This is a genomic window from Methylobacterium sp. E-025 (assembly GCF_022829705.1).
GTDB lineage: Bacteria > Pseudomonadota > Alphaproteobacteria > Rhizobiales > Beijerinckiaceae > Methylobacterium.
In genome coordinates this window covers 182,476-205,969 of sequence record NZ_JAKSYR010000120.1, presented here as the reverse complement: position 1 = coordinate 205,969, position 23,494 = coordinate 182,476, and the positions used below count along the sequence as shown (strand labels likewise).

General features: G+C 70.1%; 23 protein-coding genes. 9 read left to right on the top strand and 14 right to left on the bottom strand.

All coding sequences use genetic code 11. The features are described 5' to 3' along the window. Positions 1-4: 4 nt before the first annotated feature. The 5 genes from MKK64_RS18730 to MKK64_RS18710 all read right to left on the bottom strand — a co-directional run bounded on the left by MKK64_RS18730 (position 5) and on the right by MKK64_RS18710 (position 5,346). Entirely contained in the window at positions 5-1,498 is a 1,494-nt protein-coding gene (locus tag MKK64_RS18730; protein ID WP_409567970.1) for a L,D-transpeptidase family protein, read from the bottom strand. 152 nt (positions 1,499-1,650) lie between these two features. Further along, entirely contained in the window at positions 1,651-2,400 is a 750-nt protein-coding gene (locus MKK64_RS18725) for a DUF1796 family putative cysteine peptidase (protein ID WP_243936365.1), read from the bottom strand. Next, positions 2,397-3,350: an acetyl-CoA carboxylase carboxyltransferase subunit alpha gene (locus MKK64_RS18720; protein ID WP_243933411.1), complete on the bottom strand. Its 954-nt coding sequence runs from the start codon at positions 3,348-3,350 to the stop codon at positions 2,397-2,399. The genes MKK64_RS18725 and MKK64_RS18720 overlap by 4 nt, the downstream gene beginning before the upstream one ends. Positions 3,351-3,539: 189 nt before the next feature. Next, positions 3,540-4,913, bottom strand: a complete 1,374-nt coding sequence (locus tag MKK64_RS18715) for a PleD family two-component system response regulator (protein WP_147728255.1) — start codon at positions 4,911-4,913, stop codon at positions 3,540-3,542. 61 nt (positions 4,914-4,974) lie between these two features. Beyond that, on the bottom strand, positions 4,975-5,346 hold the full coding sequence (locus MKK64_RS18710; RefSeq protein ID WP_147728258.1) for a response regulator: 372 nt from the start codon (positions 5,344-5,346) through the stop codon (positions 4,975-4,977). Between the two features lie 78 nt (positions 5,347-5,424). On the opposite strand from MKK64_RS18710, the gene MKK64_RS18705 reads away from it, so the two are divergent. Next, complete coding sequence (locus MKK64_RS18705; RefSeq protein WP_147728254.1) at positions 5,425-5,736, top strand: DUF3572 domain-containing protein; 312 nt, start codon at positions 5,425-5,427, stop codon at positions 5,734-5,736. 15 nt (positions 5,737-5,751) lie between these two features. Here MKK64_RS18705 and MKK64_RS18700 read toward each other — a convergent pair whose 3' ends face one another. Together MKK64_RS18700 and MKK64_RS18695 are read right to left on the bottom strand one after the other, a co-directional pair. Further along, positions 5,752-6,615, bottom strand: coding sequence for a cell envelope integrity EipB family protein (locus tag MKK64_RS18700; RefSeq protein ID WP_409567973.1), 864 nt, complete (start codon positions 6,613-6,615; stop codon positions 5,752-5,754). Positions 6,616-6,767: 152 nt separating this feature from the next. After that, positions 6,768-8,654, bottom strand: a complete 1,887-nt coding sequence (locus tag MKK64_RS18695) for an ABC transporter ATP-binding protein (RefSeq protein WP_147858146.1) — start codon at positions 8,652-8,654, stop codon at positions 6,768-6,770. Between the two features lie 202 nt (positions 8,655-8,856). On the opposite strand from MKK64_RS18695, the gene MKK64_RS18690 reads away from it, so the two are divergent. From MKK64_RS18690 to MKK64_RS18680, 3 genes are all read left to right on the top strand, one after another. After that, positions 8,857-9,405 carry a ComEA family DNA-binding protein gene (locus tag MKK64_RS18690; protein WP_243936363.1) on the top strand — a complete coding sequence of 183 codons (549 nt, stop codon included), beginning with the start codon at positions 8,857-8,859 and terminating at the stop codon, positions 9,403-9,405. Positions 9,406-9,552: 147 nt separating this feature from the next. Then, on the top strand, positions 9,553-9,768 hold the full coding sequence (locus MKK64_RS18685; RefSeq protein ID WP_147728766.1) for a hypothetical protein: 216 nt from the start codon (positions 9,553-9,555) through the stop codon (positions 9,766-9,768). Further along, entirely contained in the window at positions 9,765-10,262 is a 498-nt protein-coding gene (locus tag MKK64_RS18680) for a DUF3016 domain-containing protein (protein WP_243936362.1), read from the top strand. The genes MKK64_RS18685 and MKK64_RS18680 overlap by 4 nt, the downstream gene beginning before the upstream one ends. Positions 10,263-10,302: 40 nt before the next feature. On the opposite strand, the gene MKK64_RS18675 is transcribed toward MKK64_RS18680, so the two are convergent. Together MKK64_RS18675 and MKK64_RS18670 are read right to left on the bottom strand one after the other, a co-directional pair. Then, on the bottom strand, positions 10,303-11,097 hold the full coding sequence (locus tag MKK64_RS18675; protein ID WP_243936361.1) for an enoyl-CoA hydratase: 795 nt from the start codon (positions 11,095-11,097) through the stop codon (positions 10,303-10,305). Positions 11,098-11,161: 64 nt separating this feature from the next. Next, positions 11,162-11,632 carry an AMP-binding protein gene (locus MKK64_RS18670; RefSeq protein ID WP_243936359.1) on the bottom strand — a complete coding sequence of 157 codons (471 nt, stop codon included), beginning with the start codon at positions 11,630-11,632 and terminating at the stop codon, positions 11,162-11,164. 350 nt (positions 11,633-11,982) lie between these two features. Here MKK64_RS18670 and MKK64_RS18665 point away from each other — a divergent pair, with 350 nt between their 5' ends. Further along, complete coding sequence (locus MKK64_RS18665; protein WP_243936403.1) at positions 11,983-12,414, top strand: hypothetical protein; 432 nt, start codon at positions 11,983-11,985, stop codon at positions 12,412-12,414. Positions 12,415-12,432: 18 nt separating this feature from the next. Here the strand turns inward: MKK64_RS18665 and MKK64_RS18660 are convergent, their stop codons facing one another. The 3 genes from MKK64_RS18660 to MKK64_RS18650 form a co-directional block, all read right to left on the bottom strand. Further along, positions 12,433-13,122: a uracil-DNA glycosylase gene (locus MKK64_RS18660; RefSeq protein WP_243936358.1), complete on the bottom strand. Its 690-nt coding sequence runs from the start codon at positions 13,120-13,122 to the stop codon at positions 12,433-12,435. Beyond that, entirely contained in the window at positions 13,119-14,651 is a 1,533-nt protein-coding gene (locus tag MKK64_RS18655; RefSeq protein WP_243936357.1) for a bifunctional metallophosphatase/5'-nucleotidase, read from the bottom strand. Before MKK64_RS18655 ends, MKK64_RS18660 begins: the two co-directional genes overlap by 4 nt. A 114-nt stretch (positions 14,652-14,765) precedes the next feature. Next, positions 14,766-15,719, bottom strand: a complete 954-nt coding sequence (locus MKK64_RS18650; RefSeq protein ID WP_243933377.1) for a class I SAM-dependent methyltransferase — start codon at positions 15,717-15,719, stop codon at positions 14,766-14,768. Between the two features lie 163 nt (positions 15,720-15,882). On the opposite strand from MKK64_RS18650, the gene hemH reads away from it, so the two are divergent. Both hemH and MKK64_RS18640 read left to right on the top strand, forming a co-directional pair. Then, positions 15,883-16,968, top strand: coding sequence for a ferrochelatase (gene hemH / locus MKK64_RS18645; RefSeq protein WP_243936402.1), 1,086 nt, complete (start codon positions 15,883-15,885; stop codon positions 16,966-16,968). A gap of 98 nt (positions 16,969-17,066) precedes the next feature. Continuing rightward, the gene (locus MKK64_RS18640) at positions 17,067-17,222 is read left to right on the top strand and encodes a hypothetical protein (RefSeq protein WP_243933375.1); all 156 of its coding nucleotides are present in this window, start codon (positions 17,067-17,069) and stop codon (positions 17,220-17,222) included. 48 nt (positions 17,223-17,270) lie between these two features. Here MKK64_RS18640 and MKK64_RS18635 read toward each other — a convergent pair whose 3' ends face one another. Continuing rightward, on the bottom strand, positions 17,271-18,521 hold the full coding sequence (locus tag MKK64_RS18635; RefSeq protein WP_243936356.1) for a GGDEF domain-containing protein: 1,251 nt from the start codon (positions 18,519-18,521) through the stop codon (positions 17,271-17,273). A 185-nt stretch (positions 18,522-18,706) separates the two neighbouring features. Further along, positions 18,707-19,621 (bottom strand): peptidylprolyl isomerase, encoded by a 915-nt coding sequence (locus MKK64_RS18630; RefSeq protein ID WP_243936355.1) that lies wholly within the window; start codon positions 19,619-19,621, stop codon positions 18,707-18,709. Between the two features lie 280 nt (positions 19,622-19,901). On the opposite strand from MKK64_RS18630, the gene MKK64_RS18625 reads away from it, so the two are divergent. Then, a complete protein-coding gene (locus MKK64_RS18625) occupies positions 19,902-20,360 on the top strand; it encodes a hypothetical protein (protein ID WP_243936354.1) in 459 nt (152 codons plus the stop codon). A gap of 205 nt (positions 20,361-20,565) precedes the next feature. Then, the gene (secA, locus tag MKK64_RS18620) at positions 20,566-23,463 is read left to right on the top strand and encodes a preprotein translocase subunit SecA (protein WP_243936353.1); all 2,898 of its coding nucleotides are present in this window, start codon (positions 20,566-20,568) and stop codon (positions 23,461-23,463) included. Positions 23,464-23,494: the final 31 nt, after the last annotated feature.

Here is a 23,494-nt window from a genome sequence, read left to right as displayed (position 1 = left end):
TCGGTCAGGGCTTCTCGGGCTTGTCCGTCCGAAGCGCGGTCGTCGTCACCTTGCGCACCGGGCGCGGCGCGGCGTGAGCCACCTTGACGGTCTGCGCGGCGACCTTCACCGGCTCGGCAACGACCGCGTCCGCCGTCGGCGTCGCAGGTGTCGGCGTCGCGTCCTTGTCGAAGACCTTGCCGAGCAGCGTCCGGTAGGTGCCCGGATCGTCGTCAGCGCCGGCGACCGTGATTCGCGCCGGCTTGGCCTTCGCGGCTTCCTTGACCCCATCGTCGCTGGGGTCGGGCTGCTTGGCCATCAGCGTCCGCGTGGCGGGCTTCGCCGCATCGGGCTTGGCCGTGCCGGGCTTGCCCGCATCCGCCTTGCCGCCCTTGGCGAGGGCTGACGCTGCGGCCTTGGTCGGGATCGGCGCCTCGGGCGCGGCGGCGAGCATCACCGGACGGCCCTTGGCGTCGACCTCGATCTCGCGCGGGCCGGAAGCCAGGCTCTCCGGCCGGCTGACGTCGCCGAGGTTGTGTCGGCCGTAATCCTTGGCGCTGTAGGGCAGCTCAGTCTCGGTGCCGCCGAGGTTGGCGAAGGCGGTGGTCTGCTCGGCGCGGAACACCGGGTTGCCGCCGCCGTCGTCGTAGACCACCCGCGTCGCCGGCGTGCCCTTGGCGACGAGCTCGGCGATCTCCTGGTTGTCGTGGGTGCGCTTCTCGGCGACGAGCGGATCGACCTTCGGCGTGCACGAGCCGGCGGCGGCATCCGCGCCGCCGAATACGTACTTGGTGCCGCACACCCCGACCTTCGGCTCGTCGCGCAGGGCTTCGAAATAGTCGGCGCCTTCCTTGAGGTTGCGCCAGAACGGGGCGTTCGGGTCGTTCCGGTACTTGGCCATGTTTTGCGCCGTCATCCGGAACGGATACGACTGGAACTGGAACGCGCGCTGGCCGCCGGCGAAGGCCTCGCGCGCGACCGCGTAGATCTCCGACATCGACGCGTCGGTCATCGCGAAGCACCCGGCCGACGAGCAGGTGCCGTGGACCATCAGGTAGTTGCCGGTGCTGCCGTTCGCCCGGTCGTAGGCGTTCGGGAAACCGGTGTCGAAGGAAAGGTAGTAGGACGAGTTCGGGTTCATCTGGCCCGGGGTGATCGTGTAGAATCCCTCCGGCGCCTGGCGATCGCCCTGCTTGCGCTTGGGCCCGAGCTGGCCCGACCAACGGCAGATCGGGTAGATCTTCAGGAGCGCGTAGCGACCGTCGGTCCCGCGCTTCCACACCTCCATCTCCGCTTCCTTCTTGTAGGCGCGGATCAGGATCGGGTCGCTCTGCTGCATCCCCTTGGTCTGCATCAGGGACAGGGTCTGGGGCGGGATCGGCGTGAGCGAGCGCGTCGAGGCGCCGTTGATCATCCCGTCCTGGCAGCCGCCGAGGGACAGGGCGGCCGCGACGGCCACGGGCGCGATCAGGCGGGACGCTCTGTGAAGACTTGCAACGGCGAACCGGCGCACAGCCATGGGGGAACCTCGTCCTCGAACACACCGCGCGCGGGCCTTGTCGGCAGCCGTCGTGCGTCACTCCCCCACTCTCTAGCTTTGGTATGCTTACGCCTCCGTTACCGCAAGGATCGGCCCCCCGCTGGCCTCGGCGCAACCGGTCCCGATGTGGATCACGGGGACGGGCGCAGGGTGCGCCGCGACTCCGCCGCGATCAGGTCGACGAGGAACGCGTCGTCGACCGGGTCGGCCAGGCGCAAACCGACTGATGCGGAAGGGGTTTCCACCGTCAGCCAGCGTAGGTCGGGGCGCGTCGGCTCGGCCGCCACGACGCCCCTCGCGGGGCTTCCCGGCACGTGCTGCAGAAAGGTTAAATGGTTCCCCGATCCCTGCTGTGCCAAAACGTCACAGATGCCGTAGGCGACCTCGGGCGGCGTGTGGAGGTGGGTCAACAGCCAGAATCGGTTCTCGGCGACGGGGTTCGACAGGGCGATCCGCAGGCGGCGGACCCCTTCGGCGAGGAAGCGGTAGTCGGCCTCGTCCGAGGCCGGGTCGTGGTGGTTGAAGACGCATGCGAGCCCGTAGCGGTCGCGATACAGCCGGTGGCGCCCGCGCCAGATGCCCTCGCCCTGCCGCTCGTCCAGGGGGATGGTCTCGAGCTGCGATCGATCCAGGAGCGCGTCGAAGTCGTCGGCGAGGCAGTCGCGAACCATCCCCGGCATGGTGAAGATCCAGTCGAACGGCCCCGACCAGGTACGCAACCCGAGCGTCTTCAGCACGTGCGCCATCTGGCAATGGGCGCCCAGGGAGACGTGGTTGACCGGGCCGGGCTCGCGCTCGCTGCCGAGCAGGCCGCCGAGCCTGCGTCCGAGCCCGCGCAGGAAGCCGGTGCCGTAGGGGCCGCCGGGTTCCGGCCGGCTCACAGGCGCCGGCCGATCTCGAGGAACTTGCGGGCGCGGCGGTCGCGGATCTCGTCGGGCGCCACGCCGTCGAACTCGGCCAGCGCGCCGGCCAGGGCGTCGCCCGCCGCGGCGATGGCGCCGGCGCGGTCGCGGTGGGCGCCGCCGGTCGCCTCGGGGACGATGGTGTCGATGATGCCGAGCCGCATCAGGTCCTGCGCGGTGATCTTCATGGCGGTGGCGGCGTCGGGCGCACGGCCCTGGTCGCGCCACAGGATCGAGGCGGCGCCCTCGGGCGAGATCACGCCGTAGATCGCGTGCTCCATCATCAGGACGCGGTTGGCGGTGGCGAGCGCGATGGCGCCGCCCGACCCGCCCTCCCCGATCACCAGCGCGACGTTCGCCACGCCGAGGCCGAGGCAGGCCTCCGTCGAGCGGGCGATGGCCTCGGCTTGGCCGCGCTCCTCGGCCTCGATGCCGGGGAAGGCGCCGGCGGTGTCGACGAAGGCCAGAACCGGCAGCCCGAAGCGGTCGGCGAGCTCCATCAGGCGCACCGCCTTGCGGTAGCCTTCCGGGCGGGCCATCCCGAAATTGTGCCGCAGGCGCGTCTCGGTGGTCGCGCCCTTCTCCTGGCCGAGCACGCAGACCGGCCGGCCGCGGAAGCGCCCCATGCCGCCGACGATCGCCGCGTCCTCGCCGAAGCCGCGGTCGCCGGCCATCGGCGTGAAATCCTCGATCAGCCCGGTGCAGTAGTCGACGAAGTGCGGCCGCTGCGGATGCCGGGCGACCTGGGTCTTCTGCCAGGGGGTGAGGTTGGCGTAGATCTCGGCCAACGCCTGCGCCGCCTTCGCTTCCAGCCGCCCGACCTCCTCGCTGATCGCGACGGCGCCGTCGCGGGCGCCGACGGCGCGGAGTTCCTCGAGCTTCGCCTCAAGCTCGGCCACGGGCTTCTCGAAATCGAGGTAGGAGCGCATCGCCGCCATCGTCGTCACAGTACTCCCATCCGAAGGCCGGTGCGGCTGCGGCGCTGGTGCCGAAGGCCCCGGCCGCGAACGGCGCAGGGTGTTGGCGAAGCGCGGACGGGTGTCAACCGGCGGACCTTCGCCGCAGGGATGCGCGTCCGTTCCAAGCGTGCGCGCCGGATCCGGCGACGATCGGACGGGTCAGGCCGCCTGCGCCTCGACGCGGTTCCGCCCCAGCGCCTTGGCGCGGTAGAGCGCGAGGTCGGCGCGCTTCAGCATCTCGCCGGGGCCGACATCCTCGGGCTGACGGGTCGCCACGCCGATCGACACGGTGACAGGGACGCTGCGGGTGTCCCGATGGATCGAGAACGGCATGCCCTCGATCCGCTCGCGGATGCGCTCGGCGATGGCGTGGGCCTCGGCGAGGCCGGCGTCGGGCAGGATGATGACCACCTCCTCGCCGCCGTAGCGGGCGACGATGTCGATGGTGCGGGTGTGCAGGCGGACGCGGTCGGCGAAGGTGCGCAGCACCTCGTCGCCGGCTTCGTGGCCGTGGGTGTCGTTGATCGCCTTGAAGTGATCGATGTCGAGGATCAGCCCGGCGACCGGGCGCTCGCGCAGCCGCGGATCGGAGAACAGGCCGGCGAGGTGGTTGTCGAGGTAGCGCCGGTTGTGCAGTCCGGTGAGCCCGTCGGTGACGGCCATCTCCATCGACGCCTGCACTGCGCTGCGCAGAACCTCGGAGAATCGCTTGCGGCGGATCTGGGTGCGAACCCGCGCGACCAGCTCGTTGCGGTCGATCGGGCGGAGCAGGTAGTCGTGGACACCGAAATCGAGGCCGCGCACGATGCGGGCGCGGTCATGCGCCTCGGCGAGCATGATCAGCGGCACCTGCCGGGTCCGCTCCAGGTTGCGCAGCTGGCTGCACAGGCGCAGCCCGTCGAAGCCCTCGAGGTCGAGGCTGACCAGGACGAGGTCGAAGCCGCCCTCGGCCGCCACGTGGATCGCCGCCTGCGGATCGGTCTCGAGCGTGACCGCGTGGAACTGGCCGAGCGCCGCCGCCATCCGCTCGGCCGAGCCGCGCCGATCCTCGACCAGCAGCAGGCTGGCGTTGAGGCCGGTCTCGGCGGTGGCGAGCGCCAGCGGGTCGCCCATGCCGAACTCGCGCGAGGCGAGCGCGCGGCTGCGCAGCTCGTCGGTCACGGCCTTCAGGCGCACGAGGCTGCGGACGCGGCTGAACAGCGCGGTGTCGTCGATCGGCTTGGTCAGGAAATCGTCGGCGCCGGCGTCGAGGCCCTTCAGGCGGTCCGAGGGTTGGTCGAGGGCCGTGACCATCACCACCGGCAGGTGCGCGGTGAGCGGGTTGTTCTTGAGGATGCGGCAGACCTCGAACCCGTCCATGCCGGGCATCATCACGTCGAGGAGGACGAGGTCGCACAGGCCCTTCTCGCAGATCGCGATCGCGTCCGGGCCGTTCATGGCCGCGACGGTGTCGAAGTATTCCAGCGCGAGCTTCGTTTCGAGAAGCTTCACGTTCGGGAAGAGGTCGTCGACGATCAGGACGCGGGCCGACATCGTTCCTCGCACAAGGTTTCAGCGGGCGATCGCAGGCGCCGTCGAGGGCTCGATCCGGACCCTACTTGTCGGCAAGATACGTGCGAACCGTTGCCAAAAACTTCGCGACGGAGATCGGTTTGGACAAATATGCCTCGCAACCGCCCTCGAGAATGCGTTCCTCGTCACCCTTCATGGCGAAGGCGGTGATGGCGACGACGGGAATGTGCTTGAGGTCGTCGTCCTCCTTGAGCCACTTGGTCACCTCGAGCCCCGAAACCTCGGGAAGCTGGATGTCCATCAGGATCAGGTCGGGATGGTGGGCACGCGCGAGCTCGATCGCCTCGATGCCGTTGGCCGTCTTGAGGGTCGCGTAACCGTGGGCCTCCAACAAGTCGTTGAAGAGCTTCATGTTCAGTTCGTTGTCCTCGACGATCAACACCGTTTTCGTCATCACGCTCGATCCCGGTGCCGCCGCGCGTCCTTTACGGGACGTTACCCGACCTCACGCCTTTGTAAGCGACAGATGTTGATGAATCGCAAATCACTTCAAGACGATGGGTCGACGCGAGCCACCGCCGCCGACCACAACCTTGCCGTCGACGTGCTCGGCTGGATGGTCGCCGACGAGGACCGCCTGTTCCCGTTCCTCAACGCGACCGGGCTGTCGCCCGAGGACGTCCGCGCGTCGCTGTCCGACCCGGCCTTCCTCGTCGGCGTGCTCGACCACGTCATGGGCGACGAGCCGGTGCTGCTCGCCTGCGCGCAGGGGCTCGACATCAAGCCCGAGCGCATCGCGGCGGCGTGGCGACGGCTCTCGCCGCAACAATCCGACGAGTTCTAAAGGGCCGCGTGCCGGCTACGGGGCGCACGGCTTGTCCGGCGCCTTGTCGAGCTCGAGGCGGGTCATGTCGCCGAGGATCGCGAAGTCGCCGTAGTCGAGCTTGAGCGCGCCGCTGACCCCGTTCTCGTAGAGGTCGAAGGTGAGGGTGTAGATCGGCGTGCGCTCGCCCTCCCCTTGCGTGAAGTAGCTTAGCGTCACCGGCCAGTGCGGCACGGCGGCCATCGCACCCTCGTGCAGCGGCTTGTCGCGGTCCGACGCGGCGGCGTTCGCCGGCGCCGACGCACGGCGGCCGATCACGGCCAGGGTGTCGTAGACCTTGCGGCCGTCGTCCGACCCGTCGAACACCTTGGCCGACATCGTGGTCTCGCCGGCCCGCGCGGCCTGGACGAGGCGGCGCATGTGCAGGCTCGGGAACAGCACCGGGCCGGCGGCGGTGAACTGGTCCTTCTTCGGCTCCTTGAGCCGGACCTTGAACGCGTCGCCGCTCGCATCCGCGGTGCCGTCGACGGCCGGGCTCGGCTGTCCGTTCAGCACCGTCACCGTGCGGAAGCGGAAATCGCGGGCCTCGCCGCCCTCGAAGGTGGTGTTGCGCAGGTCCGAGGTCCGGCTGCCGCTTTCGCCGGATTCGAGCACCGTCACCTGGCGGGTCTGCATGGTGTAGCCGCGGCAGGCGTCGCCCTTGAACTCGATCACAATGCGCCCGCGCGCGCTCTCGACCGCCCGGGTCCCGCCGGTGGAGGCGAGCGACAGGTCGTAGACCGCCTTGTGGTTGGCGAGGATCACCGGCTCGGGCTTTCCGGGCTTCGGATCCTCGGGCTTTGCCGCCTCGGGCGCCGGCTTGGCCGAGGCGTCGGGCGTGGCCGGTGCCGCATGGGCCATGCCGCCGAAGCAGGCCGCGCCGGCGAGGAACGCGGCGACGAGGGCGGTGGCGTGGCGTGGCATCGTGGAAGCTCCCGAGGCGGTGACGGCCGAAGTTGAGGCGCAGGCTGCAGGTAGTGGGTGCCGGGCCCGGAGCAATGCCGGGCGCCGGATCAGCGGTAGCCGGCCGCCTGCAGCTCGAACAGCTCGGCGTAGCGTCCGCCGAGGGCGACGAGCGCGTCGTGCGTACCGGCTTCGAGCACCTTTCCGTCCTCCAGCACCAGGATGCGATCGGCCATCCGAACGGTGGAGAAGCGGTGCGAGATCAGCACCGCGGCCCGCCCGGCGCTGAGGTCGCGGAAGCGGCGGAACACGTCGTACTCGGCGCGCGCGTCGAGCGCGGCCGTCGGCTCGTCGAGGATCAGGATCTCGGCGTCGCGCATGTAGGCCCGGGACAGGGCGATCTTCTGCCACTGGCCCCCGGACAGGTCGACGCCGCCGTCGAAGCGCTTGCCGAGGGGCTGGTCGTATCCGGCCGGCAGGCGCGCGATCACCGCGTCGGCGAGGCCACGCACAGCCGCACGGCCGATGCGCTCGGCATCGTCCCGGGCCTCGATCCGCCCGACGGCGACGTTCTCGCCGGCGGTGAGGTCGAAGCGGACGAAATCCTGGAAGATCGCACCGATGCGGCCGCGGAGCGCGTCGAGGTCGTAGGCCTGCAGCGGCAGGCCGTCGAGCAGGATGCGCCCCTCGGTCGGGTCGTAGAGCCGGGTCATCAGCTTGACGATCGTGGTCTTGCCGGCCCCGTTCTCGCCGACGAGCGCCAGGGTCTCGCCCGCCGCGAGGGTGAAGCTCAGGTGCCGCACCGCCCACGCGTCGACGCCGGGATAGCGGAAGCCGACATCCTCGAAGGCGAGGCCCTGGCGGATCGTCGCCGGCAGGGGTGCCGGGGTCTCGGGCGAGCGGATCGACGGCGCGATCGCGAAGAACGAGAACAGGTCCTCGAGGTACTGCGTCTGCCCGGCGATCTGGGTGAACCCGAGCAGCAGGCCCTCGATCAGCCCGCGCAGGCGCTGGAAGGCGCCGGCAAGGAAGGCGAGATCGCCGATCGAGAAGCCGCCCGCCACGGTGCGCCAGACGATGACGGCGTAGGCGGCGTAGTAGGCCAGCGTGCCGAGCGCCGCGAAGGCGCCGCCCCAGCCGGCGCGGCGGATCGCCAGCGCGCGGTTGTCGGCCACCACCTTGTCGGCGAGGCCGGCATAGAGGTCGGTGATGTAGCCGTTCAGGCCGAACAGCTTGACCTCCTTGGCCGATTCGACGCTGGCGCCGAGGTAGCGCAGGTAGTCGATCCGCCGCCGTTCCGGGGTGCGGATCCAGGCGAGGCGGTAACCGGCTCGGGTGAAGTGCGCCTCGTTGAGGAAGGCCGGCACCAGCGCCGCCGCGATCAGCACGATCAGCCACGGGGTGTAGACCGCGACGCCCGCGGCGAACGAGAGCAAAGTCACCAGGGCCTGCCCCTGCCCGAACACCTGGGCGATCAGGCTGGTGCGCCCGGTGACCTGCCGGCGCGCCCGCTCAAGCCGGTCCTGCTGTGCGCTATCCTCGAACTGCGCGAGGTCGAGGGCCGCCGCATGGCGCATCAGCCGGAGCGAGGCGGCGTTGGAATAGAGGTCGGCGACCAACCCGTCGACCAACGTGCTGAGGCGTCCGATCAGGTCGGAGAGGATCGCCAGGGCGAGTTCGGCCGCGACCAAGGCCGCGAGCCGCGACAGGTGCGGGTCCGAGAGCCACGCATCGACGCTCATCGGCGTCGCCCGCGGCCGGGCATGTTCCGCGACGATCGCGTCGAGGATCAGCTTCGCGAGCCACAGGGTCGCCACCGGCAGCCCGGCGCCGACGAGGCGCAGGGCGAGGCTGGCAGCGAACAGGCGCGGGCTCGCGGCGCGGACCTGCGCGAACAGGGCCGGCAGGTAGCGCAGCGATCCGAAGCGTTCGGAGATGTGTCGCCTGGCGGCGGCGAGCGGGGCGGCCAGGGCGGGGTCGAGGCGGGCGGTCGGCATCCCGGCGGGTATGGGCCGGCGCGGAGCCGGCGTCGATGCCGAAGGCCCCGCGAGCCGTCCGAAGGTCTTCCGCGCCGACGCTTGTTGACGGCCGGCCCGATCGTCTACGCCGTGCTTTGCTCCGGCAGCGCAACGTCTCTATCTTGCCAAGCGTTTGCAAAACTTGCCAAGCGTTTGCCAAACAACACGGATGGGAGGGGCGATGCTGAGCGGTTCGACGATTCTGCGGATCTCGCTTCTGCTGGTCGTCGCAGGCTGCCTCGCCGCCCTGATTCAGTATTTTCTGCCGCACGCACCGTCGCCGGCGCAGGCGCCGCCGGTCGCCGTGCCGCCGGCATCCGTCGCCCCGGCGCCGCGAAAGGTCGGGACGCCGACGCTGGTCCCGTCCCCCGCAGCGCCTCGAGCGGGCATCGCCGCGCCGCCGGTATCGCCGGATCCCGCGCCCACACCCGCTCCGGCACCCCAGCCGACCGCGGAAGCCCCGGTTCTCTCGCAATCCGTGCCGGAGCCGCAACCGACCGGTCAGGCGGAGGTGAACGAGGCCGGCGACAGCGCCGGACCGCGCGCGCTGGCGCTGGTCGACCTCAACACTGCATCGCTGGCGGAGCTGAACGGGTTGCGCGGCGGCGGCAGCATCGGGCGGGCGATCATCCAGCGCCGGCCCTACACGACGATTGACCAGTTGCTGTCGAAGCGCGTGCTCAGCCGCGCGACCTACGACAAGATCAAGGATCAGATCACGATCCGCTGAGATGCCCGCGACCGCGAAGCCGAGCTGTCCTTGTCGGGGGTCGGAGCGGTGCCGCAACTGGCGCAGCCTGCGCCGGTTGCCTATTGTGGACCCTACGGACGGATCGTCTGCGCGGGCGATCCCCGATCAAGGTGCGAGGAGCTGCGCATGTTCACCCAGACCGGCAGCGCGATCCTTCGGGACGACCTCGGCGTCGAGGAGACGACCGAGACCGACAACATCGTGCGGTGGGACGGCGAGCGGCTTTACGTCGAGCACGACGTCTACCACAACGGGCAGCTGGTCCACCGCAAGTACCGCCGCAACGTGACCGAGCCGGTCGCCCGCGCGCTGCTCGCCGTGATCAACCGCGCCAAGCAATGAGGCGCGTCGTCCTGGCAGCCCTGACGGGTCTCGCGCTCGGCGGTCCCGCCGTCGCGCAGGTCGGCGTGCGCTACGTCGCGCCGGAGCGCTTCACCGACGCGGAGGACCGTTGGGCCTCCTCCGGCCGGAGCCTGCGGCTGACGCTGGCGGAGATGACGCGGATCTTCCAGGACCTCGGCAGCCGGCGCCTCGGTCCCGACGAGAGCCTCGACATCACCGTCCTCGATATTGATCTCGCCGGGTACGAGCGGCCGGGCTTCAGCACGCCGAGCGGCCTGCGGATCGTCCAGGACTTCACGCCGCCGCGGATCCGGCTCGCCTACGCACTGCGGCGTGGCAAGCGGGTGGTCGCCAGCGGCGAGGATACGGTCACCGACCCCAACTTCATGCTGACGGCCAACCCACGCTTCTCGACCGGCGGCCTGTTTTACGAGCGTGCGGTGCTGCGCGACTGGTTCGCGCGCCGCTTCCCGATTCCGGCCGGCCGCGGCTGACGGACGTTTCGCGCGCCGAACCGCGCGGCTCGACCGCGGCTCACGCCGGCCAGCGCGGCGTGCGCTTCTGAAGGAAGGCGTCGATGCCCTCGTCGGCGTCGGCGAGCATCATGTTCCGGGTCATGACCTCGGCGGCGTAGGCGTAGGCATCCTCGAGGCCGAGCTCCGCCTGGCGGCCGAAGGCTTCCTTGCCGATCGCCACCACCCGCGCCGACTTGCCCGCGATGCGCATCGCCATCGCCTGCACCGTCGCATCGAGATCGGCGGTCGGCACCGCACGGTTGACGAGGCCGATGCGCAACGCCTCCGCGGCGTCGATCGGCTCGCCGAGCAGCAGCATTTCCATCGCCGCCTTGCGCGGCACCGCGCGGGAGAGCGCGACCATCGGGGTCGAGCAGAACAGGCCGATGTTGACCCCGGGCGTCGCGAAGCGGGCGTCGTCGGCGCAGACCGCGAGATCGCAGGTCGCGACCAGCTGGCAGCCGGCGGCGGTGGCGATGCCGTGAACCTGCGCGATCACCGGCTGCGGCAGCCGGGTGATCGCCAGCATCAGCCGGGAGCAGGCGCAAAACACCTCGGCCGCGGCCTCGCGCCCGGGATGCGCGCGCATCTCCTTGAGATCGTGACCGGCGCAGAAGGCCGGCCCGGCGCCGCGCAGCACGACGACGCGCACGGCTCGATCCTCGGCGATCGCGTCGAGCGCATCCTGCAAGGCCGCCATCAGCCCGAGGGACAGCGCGTTGCGGGCCGGACCGCGGTTCAGCGTCAGCGTGGCGATGCCTTCGGCATCCGCGCGAAGCAGCAGCGGCGCGTCGGTCTGCGCGGTCGAGGACATGCCCTGGCTCCCGTGTCGATGGCCGGTCGAGCCTATCACGGACGCGTCGGGTTTCGAGGATGGCTCAGGCCCGGCGCGCCGGCAGCGCCTGCGGGGCGAGCGGGGCGTCGTCGTACTCGGCGATCTCGAGGTCGATGCGGGCGAAGTCGGCGCCGCCGTGCCACCACACCAGCGGCTGGACCGAGACGAGGCCCTGGACGCTGCACAGCGTCTCCGCGAGGCCGGCGTCGACGAACAGGTGGCGCGGGCCGATCGCGTCGAGGCTCCGGGCGAGCGCGGTCCCGCGCAGGGTGAGGTCGAGCGGCATCACGGTGACGCCGACGGAGCCGAGGCCCTGCCAGATCGCGAGCACGTCGGGCTGGTTGCGCATCAGCAGGGCGACGACGTCGCCCTCCCCCAGCCCCTCGTGCAGGGCCCAGCGGGCGTAGCGGTTGCGGCGCTCGCCCGAGGGTGCGTCGCTCGGTTCGGCGAGGCGCAGCGACGGCGGCACGAAGGCGGGATCTGGCTCTGCGCGGTGGTCGAGGGCGAAGTGCATGCGGCGTCCGGTCCGGCTCATTGCGGAAGATGTCGGACTCCGATCTGCTCGCCACCGGTTAATAGCAGGCTTCGAACCCCCGCGTAGGGCAGGATCAAGTCGAAACAAGTTCCGCGGTTCCGCAAGGCAGACGAGGGACCGGGACGGCCAGTGACGCGGTAGAAACGCCGCTATCGATTGCAACGCAGGTAACGCTTAACCACGAACGACCTTCACCTTTGTCCTGCGTGGCCTGAGGCAATCCGTCGGGCCGCTCCCCCTGGGCGGCGTTCACCGTTCGGCGTATCTCGCCCGTCTCAACGACTCGCAAGAAGTCGTCGACGACGATGAGGAAACTTTCGCCCATGCGCATGTTCGCCACGCCGGCCGCCGCGGCCGCCCTCCTGAGCCTCGGTCTCGCCGCGCAGCCCGCCGCGGCGCAGATCCGCAACGCCCCGGCCCCGCGGGCGCTGGAATTCGCGGCCTACATCTTCGCGGCGTCGAACGTCTGCGGCTATCGGATCGGGACCGACACCTTCGAGGCGCTGCTGGTCAAGCAGGGCACCCGATCGGCCGACGTCAGCCCGCGCGGCCCGTTCGGCGGCCGGGTGCAGTCGATGTTCGCGCTGATGTCGAACGACATGGCCCAGCATCGCGAGAAGGCGTGCCTCGCCGTCGCCGGCGAATACGGCCCCGAAGGCACGGTCGCGAAGGACGTGCTGCTGCCGGCCGCAGCCGACGCGCCGCCCGCCGGCGCCGACACGCCCGCGCAACCGGCACCGGCGCCGAAGCCCGCCCAGTAACGCTGCGGGACGGAGCCGTCAGGGAAGGCGCCACGCGATCGGCGCCGACCCGTGCTCGGCGAGCCACGCGTTGGCCCGGCCGAAGGGGTCCGAGCCGGGGAAGTCGCGCGCCCGGTTCAGCGGCGACGGATGGCCGCATTCGAGCACGCCGTGTCGCGATCGGTCGATCAGCGCGGCCCGTGCCCGCGCCTGTGCCCCCCACAGGAGGAACACGGCGGGCTCGGCGCGCGCCGAGACGGCCGCGACCGCCTCGTCGGCGAGCCTCGCCCAGCCGAACCGAAGATGCGCCCCGGCCTGGCCCGCCTCGACGGTGAGCGCGCTGTTGAGGAGCAGCACCCCCTGGTGCGCCCAGGCCGTGAGGTCGCCGTGCGTCGCCTTGCCCGGCTCGACCTCGGCCAGGATCACCTTGAGCGAGGCCGGCAGGCGCCGGGAGCCGACATAGGAGAAGGCGAGCCCGTTGGCGTCGCCCGGCGTCGGATACGGATCCTGCCCGAGGATCACGACCTTCACCGCGGGCAGCGGCGTCAGCGCCAGGGCGGCGAAGATGTTGCCGGGCGCGGGCAAGACCTGCGCGCCGGCCGCGATCCGTTCGTCGACCCGTGCCGCTACGATATCCGCCGCGCCCTCCGCGAAGAACGGCAAGGCGAGCCACGGGGAAGCGCTTTGCCGGAACGCGGCGAGCGCTGCGGAGACGGTCGGTTCGGTCATCGGCCGATCAGGATGCGATCGCCCTCGGTCACGGTGATCGGGGCGTGGCGGGCGACATAATCGATCACCGCGGTGGCGACGAGCCCGCCATCCGTCGCGCCGATCAAGGTCCGCCCCCGAGCCAGCACGCCGTAGCCGTTTCCCCCCTCGTAGAGGAAGTTGTTGGCGGCGACCCGGTAGGTCCGGGCCGAGTCCAGCGGCGCATCGCCGACGCGGACGGAGACGATCCTGTCGCCCGCCGGCGCATCGGGATCGACGCGGACGGTCAGGCCCGAGATCTGCGCGAAGCGGCCGGTCGGGCGGCCGATCTCGCGAAACCCCGCCTCCAGCAGCGCGCGGACCTGGGCGCCGGTGATCGCCACCGACACGATGGTGTTGCCGAACGGAAGCTCGGTGAGGATGTCGCGCCGCGTCAGCATCGTGCCGGCCGGGTACAGGCGGTCGCCGCGCACGCCGCCGCCGTTCATCACCGCGATGTCGGCGCCCGTCGCCTCCCGCAGCGCGTCGGCGACGAGGCTCCCGAAGCTCGCCTCGCGGGCGCGCACGGAGACGATGCGGCTGTCGAGCGGATAGGCGGTCTCGCCGACCGGCACGTCGAGCCGGCGCGACAGGTCGCCCTCGAGCTTGCGCACGAGGGTCAGCGTATCCGGATCGGGTGCGACGGTCGCCGAATCGTGGATTCGGAAGCTCGGCCGCCACGTCACGCGCCGCGTGCCGCCCGCCGTCGAGACGCTGGCGTGGATGTCGATGGCGGTGACGTAATGCGCGTCGCTGCTCGACTCCGCTAGCACGCGGCGCCCGTCGTACTGCACCACTAGGTCGTGGTCGTGCCCCGACAAAAGAATGTCGGCATGGCCCGCCGCCAGCATCGCGAGATCGGTCGCGCGCGCGGTGTGGACGATCGCCACGACGAGATCCGCGCCGTCGGCGCGCAGCGCCTCAGCCTGCGCGGCCAGCGTCTCCAGCTCGGGCCCGAAGCGTAGATCGCCGCTCTGGGATTTCTCCGGCGTCGCGGCCAACGCGATGCCGGTGACGCCGACGTGCAGGCCGCCGAGGGTGAGCATCTGCCGATCGCGCAGGCTCGGCAACGGCCGGCCGGATCCGTTCCGCAGGTTGGCGGCGAAGCACGGGAAGGCGGCGGCGGCCATGCGCTCGCGGAAGACGGCGGGCCCGAAATCGAATTCGTGGTTGCCGGGGACGAACACGTCCGGCGGGGCGAGGTTCAGCAGGTCGACGATGTGGGCGCCCTTGTCGAACCCCGACATCAGCGAGGGCGACAGGGTGTCGCCGGCATGGGCGTAGAGCACCGGGACACCGCGGTCGCGCTCGGCCTTCACGATCGCATTGAGCCGCGCGAACCCGCCGCGCCCGTCGACCTCGCCCATGAGGTAGACGTCGTTGACGAGGAGCAGCGTCAGCGTCGGCTCGGGCGCCGTGGGCTCGGTCGCGTTCGCGATGGCGGGCAGGCCGGCCGAAAGGCCGGCGCCGATGCCGAGACCGAAGGTCTGGCGGCGATTGGGGCGAGGCATGGCGTTGCGTCTTGGCGGAAAAGTCCAGCCTACCCCCGCCGACGTGACGCGCGCACGACGGTCCTTGGAGCATCTTCGCGCGCGTTGAAGCCCGGCCCGCCCGCAGACGATGTCCTAGCGGGCCGAGAAGGTCTCGCGCACCGCCTTGGCGTTGCGGCGGACCATCGGCCAGATCCAGGCGCCGGAAGCGAGGTAGGCCGCGGCCGGCATCGGCTTCAGCTCCTCGGCGAGGCGCTGGGCGAGGCCGGGCGCGCGGATCGGCACCGGCGGCGCATCGGTCTTGCGGTAGACCACCGTCGTGTCCTCGCGCCAGTAATTGGTGTCGGGCACGAGGCCGGCGCGGCGTGCGGTGAGGTCGAAGGTGTCGCGCACGAAGCCGTGGACGTGGGCGAAATGGAATCGCTCGTGCGGCGGCTTGCCGGTGGCGGCCATGTTCGGCACCGCGGCGTAGAGCACACCGTCGGGCTTCAGCCAGCGTGCCAACCGCTCCATCACGTCGGCCGGGTCGCGCAGGTGCTCCATGACGTGGTGCGTGGTGATCACGTCGAACGTGCCCGGTGCGAACTGGTCGTCGGCGGCGTCGTCCAGCACCTCGACGCCGTGCGTCGCGCGGGCATAGGCGGAATAGTCGCGGCCCGGCTCGACGCCGATCGCCTCGCAGCCCCGAGCCCGGGCGGCGGCCAGGAACTCGCCCGATCCGGAGCCGAAATCGAGCAGGCGGGCGCCCGGCACCAGCTTCGGCGCGAGCAGTTCCGCCCGGAACGCCGCCTCGCGCGCCGAGCGCTTGAGATGGACCCGGGGCGGGCCGCCCGCGAAGGCGAGCTGGTAGTCGGCGCGGTAGGCGTGGGCGTAGTAATCCGCCAGCTCGGCCGGCGTCGGCATCGGATCGGTGCGGATCAGGCCGCATTCGGCGCAGGCGATCGACTTCAGCGTCTTCAGGCGTCGATCGGTCTCCGCCACGGTGACGCTCTCCGTCGAGCCGCACAGATTGCAGGCCGTGGGCGCCCCCGTGTAGGGGTAGCCGGTGAACGGCATGAAGTGGTTCAGGAAGTAGCGGGGAGACTGCATGTCGCGCTCTCGTCGGCCGGACCTTCGCTGGCAGGCTTCGTGCTCTAGTTAGATATCCGATCCCGCACAACAGCACCGCCGTCATGCGGGCGCGCGGCCTCACTGTCGCCGCGCGCCCGGCGGCCCAGGACAGGAAGCGGCCGCCATGGCCGAGAACCTCACCATGAACGAACGCGTCGAACCGGCGTCCCTGTCGGCCGTCTCCACCGTCGAGCCGAGCCTTGCGGCCGGCGCGGGCACCCTTCCGGCCGATCACCCCCCGGTCCGCTGGGGCCGTGTCGGCGTGCTGCTGATGAACCTCGGCACGCCGGAGGGCACGAGCTACTGGCCGATGCGCCGCTACCTCAAGGAGTTCCTGTCCGACCGCCGGGTGATCGAGGTGCCGCGCCTGATCTGGTGGCCGCTGCTCAACCTAATCATCCTGACCAAGCGTCCCGGCCCGAAGGGCAAGGACTACGCGAGCGTGTGGAACAACGAGCGCGACGAGGGCCCGCTCAAGACCATCACCCGCGGCCAGGCCGAGCGCCTGCAGGCGATGATGGGCGACAAGGTCGTGGTCGACTGGGCGATGCGCTACGGCAAGCCCGAGGTCGCCCTGCGGATCCAGGCCCTGCTCGATCAGGGCTGCGACCGCATCCTGCTGGTGCCGCTCTACCCGCAATACGCCGCCGCGACCTCGGCCACCGCCTGCGACCAGGCGTTCAAGGCGCTGATGCAGATGCGCTGGCAGCCGACCGTGCGGGTCTCGGCGCCGTACCACGACGACCCCGTCTACATCCGTGCGATGGCCGATTCGATCCGCGAGGGGCTGGCCAAGCTCGATTTCGAGCCGGAGGTGATCCTCACCTCGTTCCACGGCGTGCCGAAGAGCTACCTGCTCAAGGGCGACCCCTATCACTGCCAGTGCGTGAAGACCGGCCGCCTGATCCGCGAAGAGCTCGGCTTCTCGACCGAGCGGATGCGGACGACCTTCCAGTCGCGCTTCGGCAACGAGGAATGGCTCAAGCCCTACACCGACGAGACCGTGCAGACGCTCGCGAAATCCGGTGTGAAGCGCATGGCGATCGTCGCGCCGGGCTTCACCGCCGACTGCCTGGAGACGCTGGAAGAGCTCGACGGCGAAAACCGGCACTACTTCGAGGACAACGGCGGCGAGCGCTTCGCCTACATCCCCTGCCTCAACGACAGCGACCTCGGCATGAAGGTGATCGAGACCGTGGTGCGGCGGGAGCTGCAGGGCTGGGTCTGATTACCTGTATCGACCCGCACGACATCTTGCGAAGCCCCGGCGCCGGGCTATCATCCAGCTCTCGATGCCGGGCGGCCCGGATCAGCAAGGGTGATGAGATGGCGTTCTTCATCGGGATCGCGTGTCCCTGGCTGGTCGTCGCGGTGCTCGACATCCTGGCATCGCGCCGGCGCACCGACGAGCTGGCTGCACTTGGGATCGTCGGTGCCGCCCGCCCGGCGACCTCCTCCTACCTGACGCCCGACGTGAAGTGAGGCGGCGCTCGGTTCGGCGTCGACCGGGGGGCTGGCGCGCGTCGATCTCTAGGCGCGCGTGACCGAGAGACCGGCCTCGAAGCCGTGCTCGCGGACGGTCTGGGTCTTCGGGAGCATGTCGCGAAGCTCTCGCACTTGGCTGGAGAGGTCGGCGTCGTTCGCCGGCTGGAACCAGCGATAGGTGCCCTTGCCGGCCCGCTTCGCCTCGTAGAGGGCCTGATCGGCTTCCGGCAGGAGGAGCATCGGGTCGGTGTCCGCGTCGCGCCGCGTCGCGATGCCGATGCTGAGGCCGACCCGGACGACCAACCCCGTCGGCAACGCGTAGGGTCGTGCCACCTCGGCGATCAGGCGGGTCGCGATCGCCGCGATCGTGCGCTCGTCGTCGGCATGGACCAGGATCGCGAACTCGTCGCCGCCGAGCCGCGCGACGTCGGCGGGATCCGGCACGCAGCCGCGGATCCGTTCGCCGACGGCCGTCAGGAGCGCATCGCCCGCCGGATGCCCGTGCTGGTCGTTCACCGCCTTGAAGCCGTCGAGGTCGAGGAAGAGCACCGAAGCGTTCCGCTCGGCCGCCTTGAGGCGCGCTTTGAAGGAGTTGCGGTTCGGCAGGCCGGTCAGGCTGCAGTGAAGGGCGAGGTGGCTGCTTTCCTGCTGGGCCATCAGCATCTTGAGGTAATCGATGTGGAGTTCCCGGTTGATGCTGATCGTTCCCCATAGATAAAGCGGGGCGATGAGCGCGATCGGCCACAGCCACGGCTCCGGCCCCATCGCAGCGCCGGCCGCATAGGGCACGATGATCAGGACCATCTGCAGCTTGACCATGCGCGGCGAGCCGGGATTGCGCGCGCACATCGCCCCGACGATCCCGGTCGACAGCATGGTGCCGAACACCGCCAGGACGGGATCGCCCAAGCTCATGCAGAGGAAGGCGCCGACGCCGATCTGCGCGCACCACAGCACGCTGCCGGCGATGAAGGCATCGACGACGAGGGTGTCCCTCGGACGGCGGAGCGAGGGATCTCGGAGGATCCGCATCAACCGGCCGATGACGGCGAAACGGAACAGGACCAGGATCGTATCGACGGCCGCCCAGGCGAAGAATGCCGGGATCGGGTTCCGGTACAGCAGGATCGCGATGATGATCAGCCCGACGAGGGAGTCGGAGATCAGCGAGGACATTCGCCGGAACAACGTCCGCCGCAGCCCGTCGCTGATCTCGACGCAGACCGGCGCCGCGGTCTCGGTGAGCCAGATCATGGGTGCCAGGCGGGGCTTCAGCAGAACCTGCTCCGACGGCATCGCGATGATTTTCCTGCCGCCCCGCTCGTTGGGCACTCTTTCGCACGATCCTTGCGCAAATGTTGATCCTTAGGCGCAAATTCCGTGCATGAGCGGTCCGTCATCACATCTCAGACGCGGCGAGCCGCGCCGAAGCCCGCGGCTGCCACGCTTCGGCGCGAGCGAACGTCGGGCGGCCGCCGCGGTCAGGGCTTCTTCGGCTCCTCGGAGGCCGGGGCCGGCGCGGCGATCGGCTTGCCGTTCTCGTCGAAGCGCTCGACCTTGGCGTCGGCGCGGAGCTTCAGGATCAGATCCTGTTGCGCCTTGCGGATCAGCGCCTGATCGATCTGCTCCTTCAGCTCGTCGAAGGTCGGCACGGGCTTGTTGCGCTTCTCCTCGACCTTGATGACGTGCCAGCCGAACTGGGACTTGACCGGATCGGAAACCTGCCCGGGCTGCAGCTTGAAGGCGGCGTCGGCGAATTCCTTCACCATCCGGTCCTTCGAGAACCAGCCGAGGTCGCCGCCCTCGGCCTTCGAGCCGGCATCCTTGGTGGTCTCGGCGGCGACCTTGGCGAAGTCCTCGCCGCCCTTGATCCGTGCGGCGATCTTCTTCGCCTCGGCCTCGTTCTCCACGAGGATGTGGCGGGCGTGGATCTCCTCCTCCGGCTTCATCAGCTTGGCGGACTGGTCGTAGAGCGCGTGGGCCGCCTCGGGCGTCGCCGCCTTCTTGGCCTCGCGCTCCAGGTACTCGTCGAGGAGGAGCTTGTCGCGGAAGTAGGCGAGCTTGCGCTTGAAGTCCGGCGTGTCGCCGATCTTGGCGGCGTCCGCCGCCTGCGCGCCGACCTTGAGGTCGAGCATGTAGTCGACCAGCAGGCCCTTCTTCTGCGCATCGTCGACGCCCGGCAGCGACAGGGCCGGATCCTCGGCCGCCACCGCGATGTCGCCGGCGGTGACCGGGATCCCGTTCACCTTGGCGACGACGCTGTCGGGCGAGGGCAGCACCGCGGCGGCGACGGAGGGCTGCGCCGCCGGGGTAGGCGTCTGCGCGGAGGCGGTACCGCCGAGCGCGAGCGCCAGGGCGAGCGCGCTCGCGCCGCGGAGGGTCTGGGTCTTCGACATGGCGTTGGCGTTCCTGGACGGTTTTGCCCCGACCCGTCGCGGCACGGCGCCGGACGGTCTCGCACGGGGCTTCGAGGAAGCGGCATCGCAGCCGCGGGAATCGGCGAGACAGGTGGCTCGCGTCGCACGCAAAGGCAAGGCGCAAGGGATGACGGAAATGAGGTCGCAGGAGCACGGCTCAGATGAGGAAAGGATGCACGCACGTTCCATCGCCGTCGCGTCCGCCCGTCCTCGCCCATCACGGGGAAAGCATTCCGTTGACTCCGTTTCTTGAGCCTTCGTGAACGCGCGCCGGCACAGGCTTGCCGGATCGACGGAGGGGCGGATGCGCAGGATCTCGCAGATCGGATGGATCGTGCTCGCGGCTTCGACCGCTTTCGCGTTCGCGGCGACGCCGTCCTCCGCCGAGGCACGCGGGTTCCGCCTGCGCCTGGGAATCGGCAGCGCGTCCGCCGCGGCTCCGGTCCCGCCGCGCGCGACCGAGCGCATCGCGAGCGCTGGCGTTCCCCTGCCGATCGCACCGCCTCGCGCAACGGAGCCGGCGTCGCCACGGACGGAGCCGTGGACGCAGGCACGGGAGACGGTGCGTGGGCTGACGCCCGTCGCCGTCGCGCCCGTCGCCGTCGCGCCGATCGCGGAGCGTGCGAAGCCGTCGCCGCATCCGGTGCGGGTCGCCGGCCCGTGGTGCCCGTCGGACCGCATCGTCGGCGCCGGCGTGGGGTTCTGCGAAGTCAACTGACGCCGCGGGCGACGGCCGCCCGCGAACGGGCCGCGCGAGGCGGCACTGATTCGGATCCGGGCCGAAGCGCCTCTGCGCAGCCCATCGCGCGCCGGCCTCTTTTAGATGCGGCCCGCGATATTTACCTCTATAAGCCCGGCCAACTCAGCCAAGGCCAGCCGTCTGCGGGAGACCGCCGACGGGCTTTCCCGTTTGCAGGTTCACGATGCTCGGTGCCCTCGCCAAGAAGATTTTCGGCTCGTCGAACGACCGGCGCGTGAAGGGCTATCGTCCCCGCGTCGCGGCGATCAACGAGCTCGAAGCCGAGATCCAGGTGCTGTCGGACGACGCCCTGCGCGCCCGCACCGACATGCTGAAGGCCGAGCTCGCGGCCGGCAAGAGCCTCGACGACATCCTCGTTCCCGCCTTCGCCACCGTGCGCGAGGCGGCCAAGCGCGTGTTCGGCCAGCGCCACTTCGACGTGCAGTTGATCGGCGGCATGGTGCTGCACGAGGGCGGCATCGCCGAAATGAAGACCGGCGAGGGCAAGACGCTGGTGGCGACGCTGCCGGTCTACCTCAACGCGCTGTCGGGCAAGGGCGTCCACGTCGTGACCGTCAACGACTACCTCGCCGCCCGCGACGCGGAGTGGATGGGGCAGGTCTACCGCTTCCTCGGGCTCACCGTCGGCACCATCGTGCACGGCCTCGACGACGAGCAGCGCAAGGAAGCCTACGCCTGCGACATCACCTACGGGACGAACAACGAGTACGGCTTCGACTACCTGCGCGACAACATGAAGTACGAGATGTCCCAGCTGGCGCAGCGGGGGCACAACTTCGCGATCGTTGACGAGGTCGACTCGATCCTGATCGACGAGGCGCGCACGCCGCTGATCATCTCCGGCCCTGTCGACGACCGCTCAGAGCTCTACGTCACCGTCGATGCGCTGATGCCGATGCTGGTGCCCTCACACTACGACCTCGACGAGAAGCAGCGCACCGTCTCGCTGACCGAGGAGGGCAACGAGTTCATCGAGGACGCGCTGCGCGACGCCGGCATCCTCAAGGACGGCGACCTCTACGACGGCCACAACGTCACCATCGTCCACCACGTGAACCAGGCGCTGCGCGCTCATACGCTGTTCACCCGGGACAAGGACTACATCGTCAAGAACGACGAGGTGGTGATCATCGACGAGTTCACCGGCCGCATGATGCAGGGCCGGCGCTACTCGGAGGGCCTGCACCAGGCTCTCGAGGCGAAGGAGCGGGTGACGATCCAGCCCGAGAACCAGACGCTGGCCTCGATCACCTTCCAGAACTTCTTCCGCCTCTACGACAAGCTCGCGGGCATGACCGGCACGGCCTCGACCGAGGCCGACGAGTTCGCCGAGATCTACAAGCTCGAGGTCGTCGACATTCCGACCAACAAGGAGGTCGAGCGCGTCGACGAGGACGACCAGGTCTACCGCACCGTCGAGGAGAAGTACGCCGGCATCATCGAGGAGATCGAGACGGCGCATGCGCGCCACCAGCCGATCCTGGTCGGCACCGGCTCGATCGAGAAGTCCGAGTTGATCGCCGAGCTGCTCAAGAAGGCTGGCTTCACCCTGCTCGACTATTCCGATCCGAATGCGCTCACCGACGTCTACGCCGCCGCGCGCGAGGGCCGCGTCACCAAGCGCTTCGCGGTGCTGAACGCCCGCTTCCACGAGCAGGAGGCCTACATCATCGCCGAGGCCGGCGTGCCCGGCGCGATCACCATCGCCACCAACATGGCCGGCCGCGGAACCGACATCAAGCTCGGCGGCAACGTCGAGATGCGCGTCGAGAAGGAGCTCGCCGGCCTCGAGGACGGCCCCGAGCGCGACGCCAAGGTCGCCGCGATCAAGGCCGAGATCGCCGAGAACCGCACCAAGGTGCTGGCGTCGGGCGAGCCGGCCGATCCGGAAGCCGGCCGCAAGAAGGCGTTGCCGGGCGGCCTCTACATCATCGGCACCGAGCGCCACGAATCGCGCCGCATCGACAACCAGCTCCGCGGCCGCTCGGGCCGCCAGGGCGATCCCGGTCGCTCGAAGTTCTTCCTGTCGCTGCAGGACGACCTGATGCGCATTTTCGGCTCCGACCGCATGGACGGGATGCTGCAGAAGCTCGGCCTCGAGCAGGGCGAGGCGATCATCCACCCGTGGATCAACAAGGCGATCGAGAAGGCGCAGCAGAAGGTCGAGGCGCGCAACTTCGACATGCGCAAGAACGTGCTCAAGTACGACAACGTCATGAACGACCAGCGCAAGGTCGTGTTCGAGCAGCGCCGCGATTTCATGGGACAGGACAGCGTGTCCGAGACCGTCGAGGAGATGCGCCAGGCCACGATCGACGACCTTGTCGCGACCCATATTCCCGAGAACGCCTACGCCGAGCAGTGGGACGTCGCCGGCCTCCGCGAGCGCGTGACGGAGATCCTCAACCTCGACGAGCCGATCGAGGATTGGGCCAAGGAAGAGGGCATCGCGGACGAGGAGATACGCGAGCGCCTGAAGAAGGCCGCCGACACCGCCTACGCCGCCCGCGCCGAGAAGAACGGTGCCGAGGTGACGACCTACATCGAGAAGCAGGTGCTCCTGCAGACCCTCGATCACCTCTGGCGCGAGCACCTCGTGACGCTCGACCACCTGCGCCAGGTGATCGGCTGGCGCGGCTTCGCCCAGCGCGACCCGCTGAACGAGTACAAGTCCGAGGCCTTCGACCTGTTCAACGGCCTCGTCACGCAGCTGCGCGAGCAGGTCACCAGCCAGCTCTCGCGCGTCGAGATCATGTTCCAGGAGCCGGAAGCCGAGGCGAACCCGTTCGGGCCATCCCCCGGCCTGCCGCAGATGTTCGCCCAGCACCTCGATCCGGTCACCGGCGAGAACGAGATGGACTATGCCGGCCGCGGCACCGGGAGCGACGGCGGCGGCGGGCCGGCCTACGGCTACGCCGCCCAGGGGCTGTCGGCCGACGGGGCCGTGCTGGAGCGCGACCCCGACGACGCGACCACCTGGGGCCGGGTCGGCCGCAACGAGCCCTGCCCCTGCGGCTCGGGCAAGAAGTTCAAGCACTGCCACGGCAGCTTCACGGCCTGAGCGCCCGCTCTCGTCACGGCGCTCCCGTCCG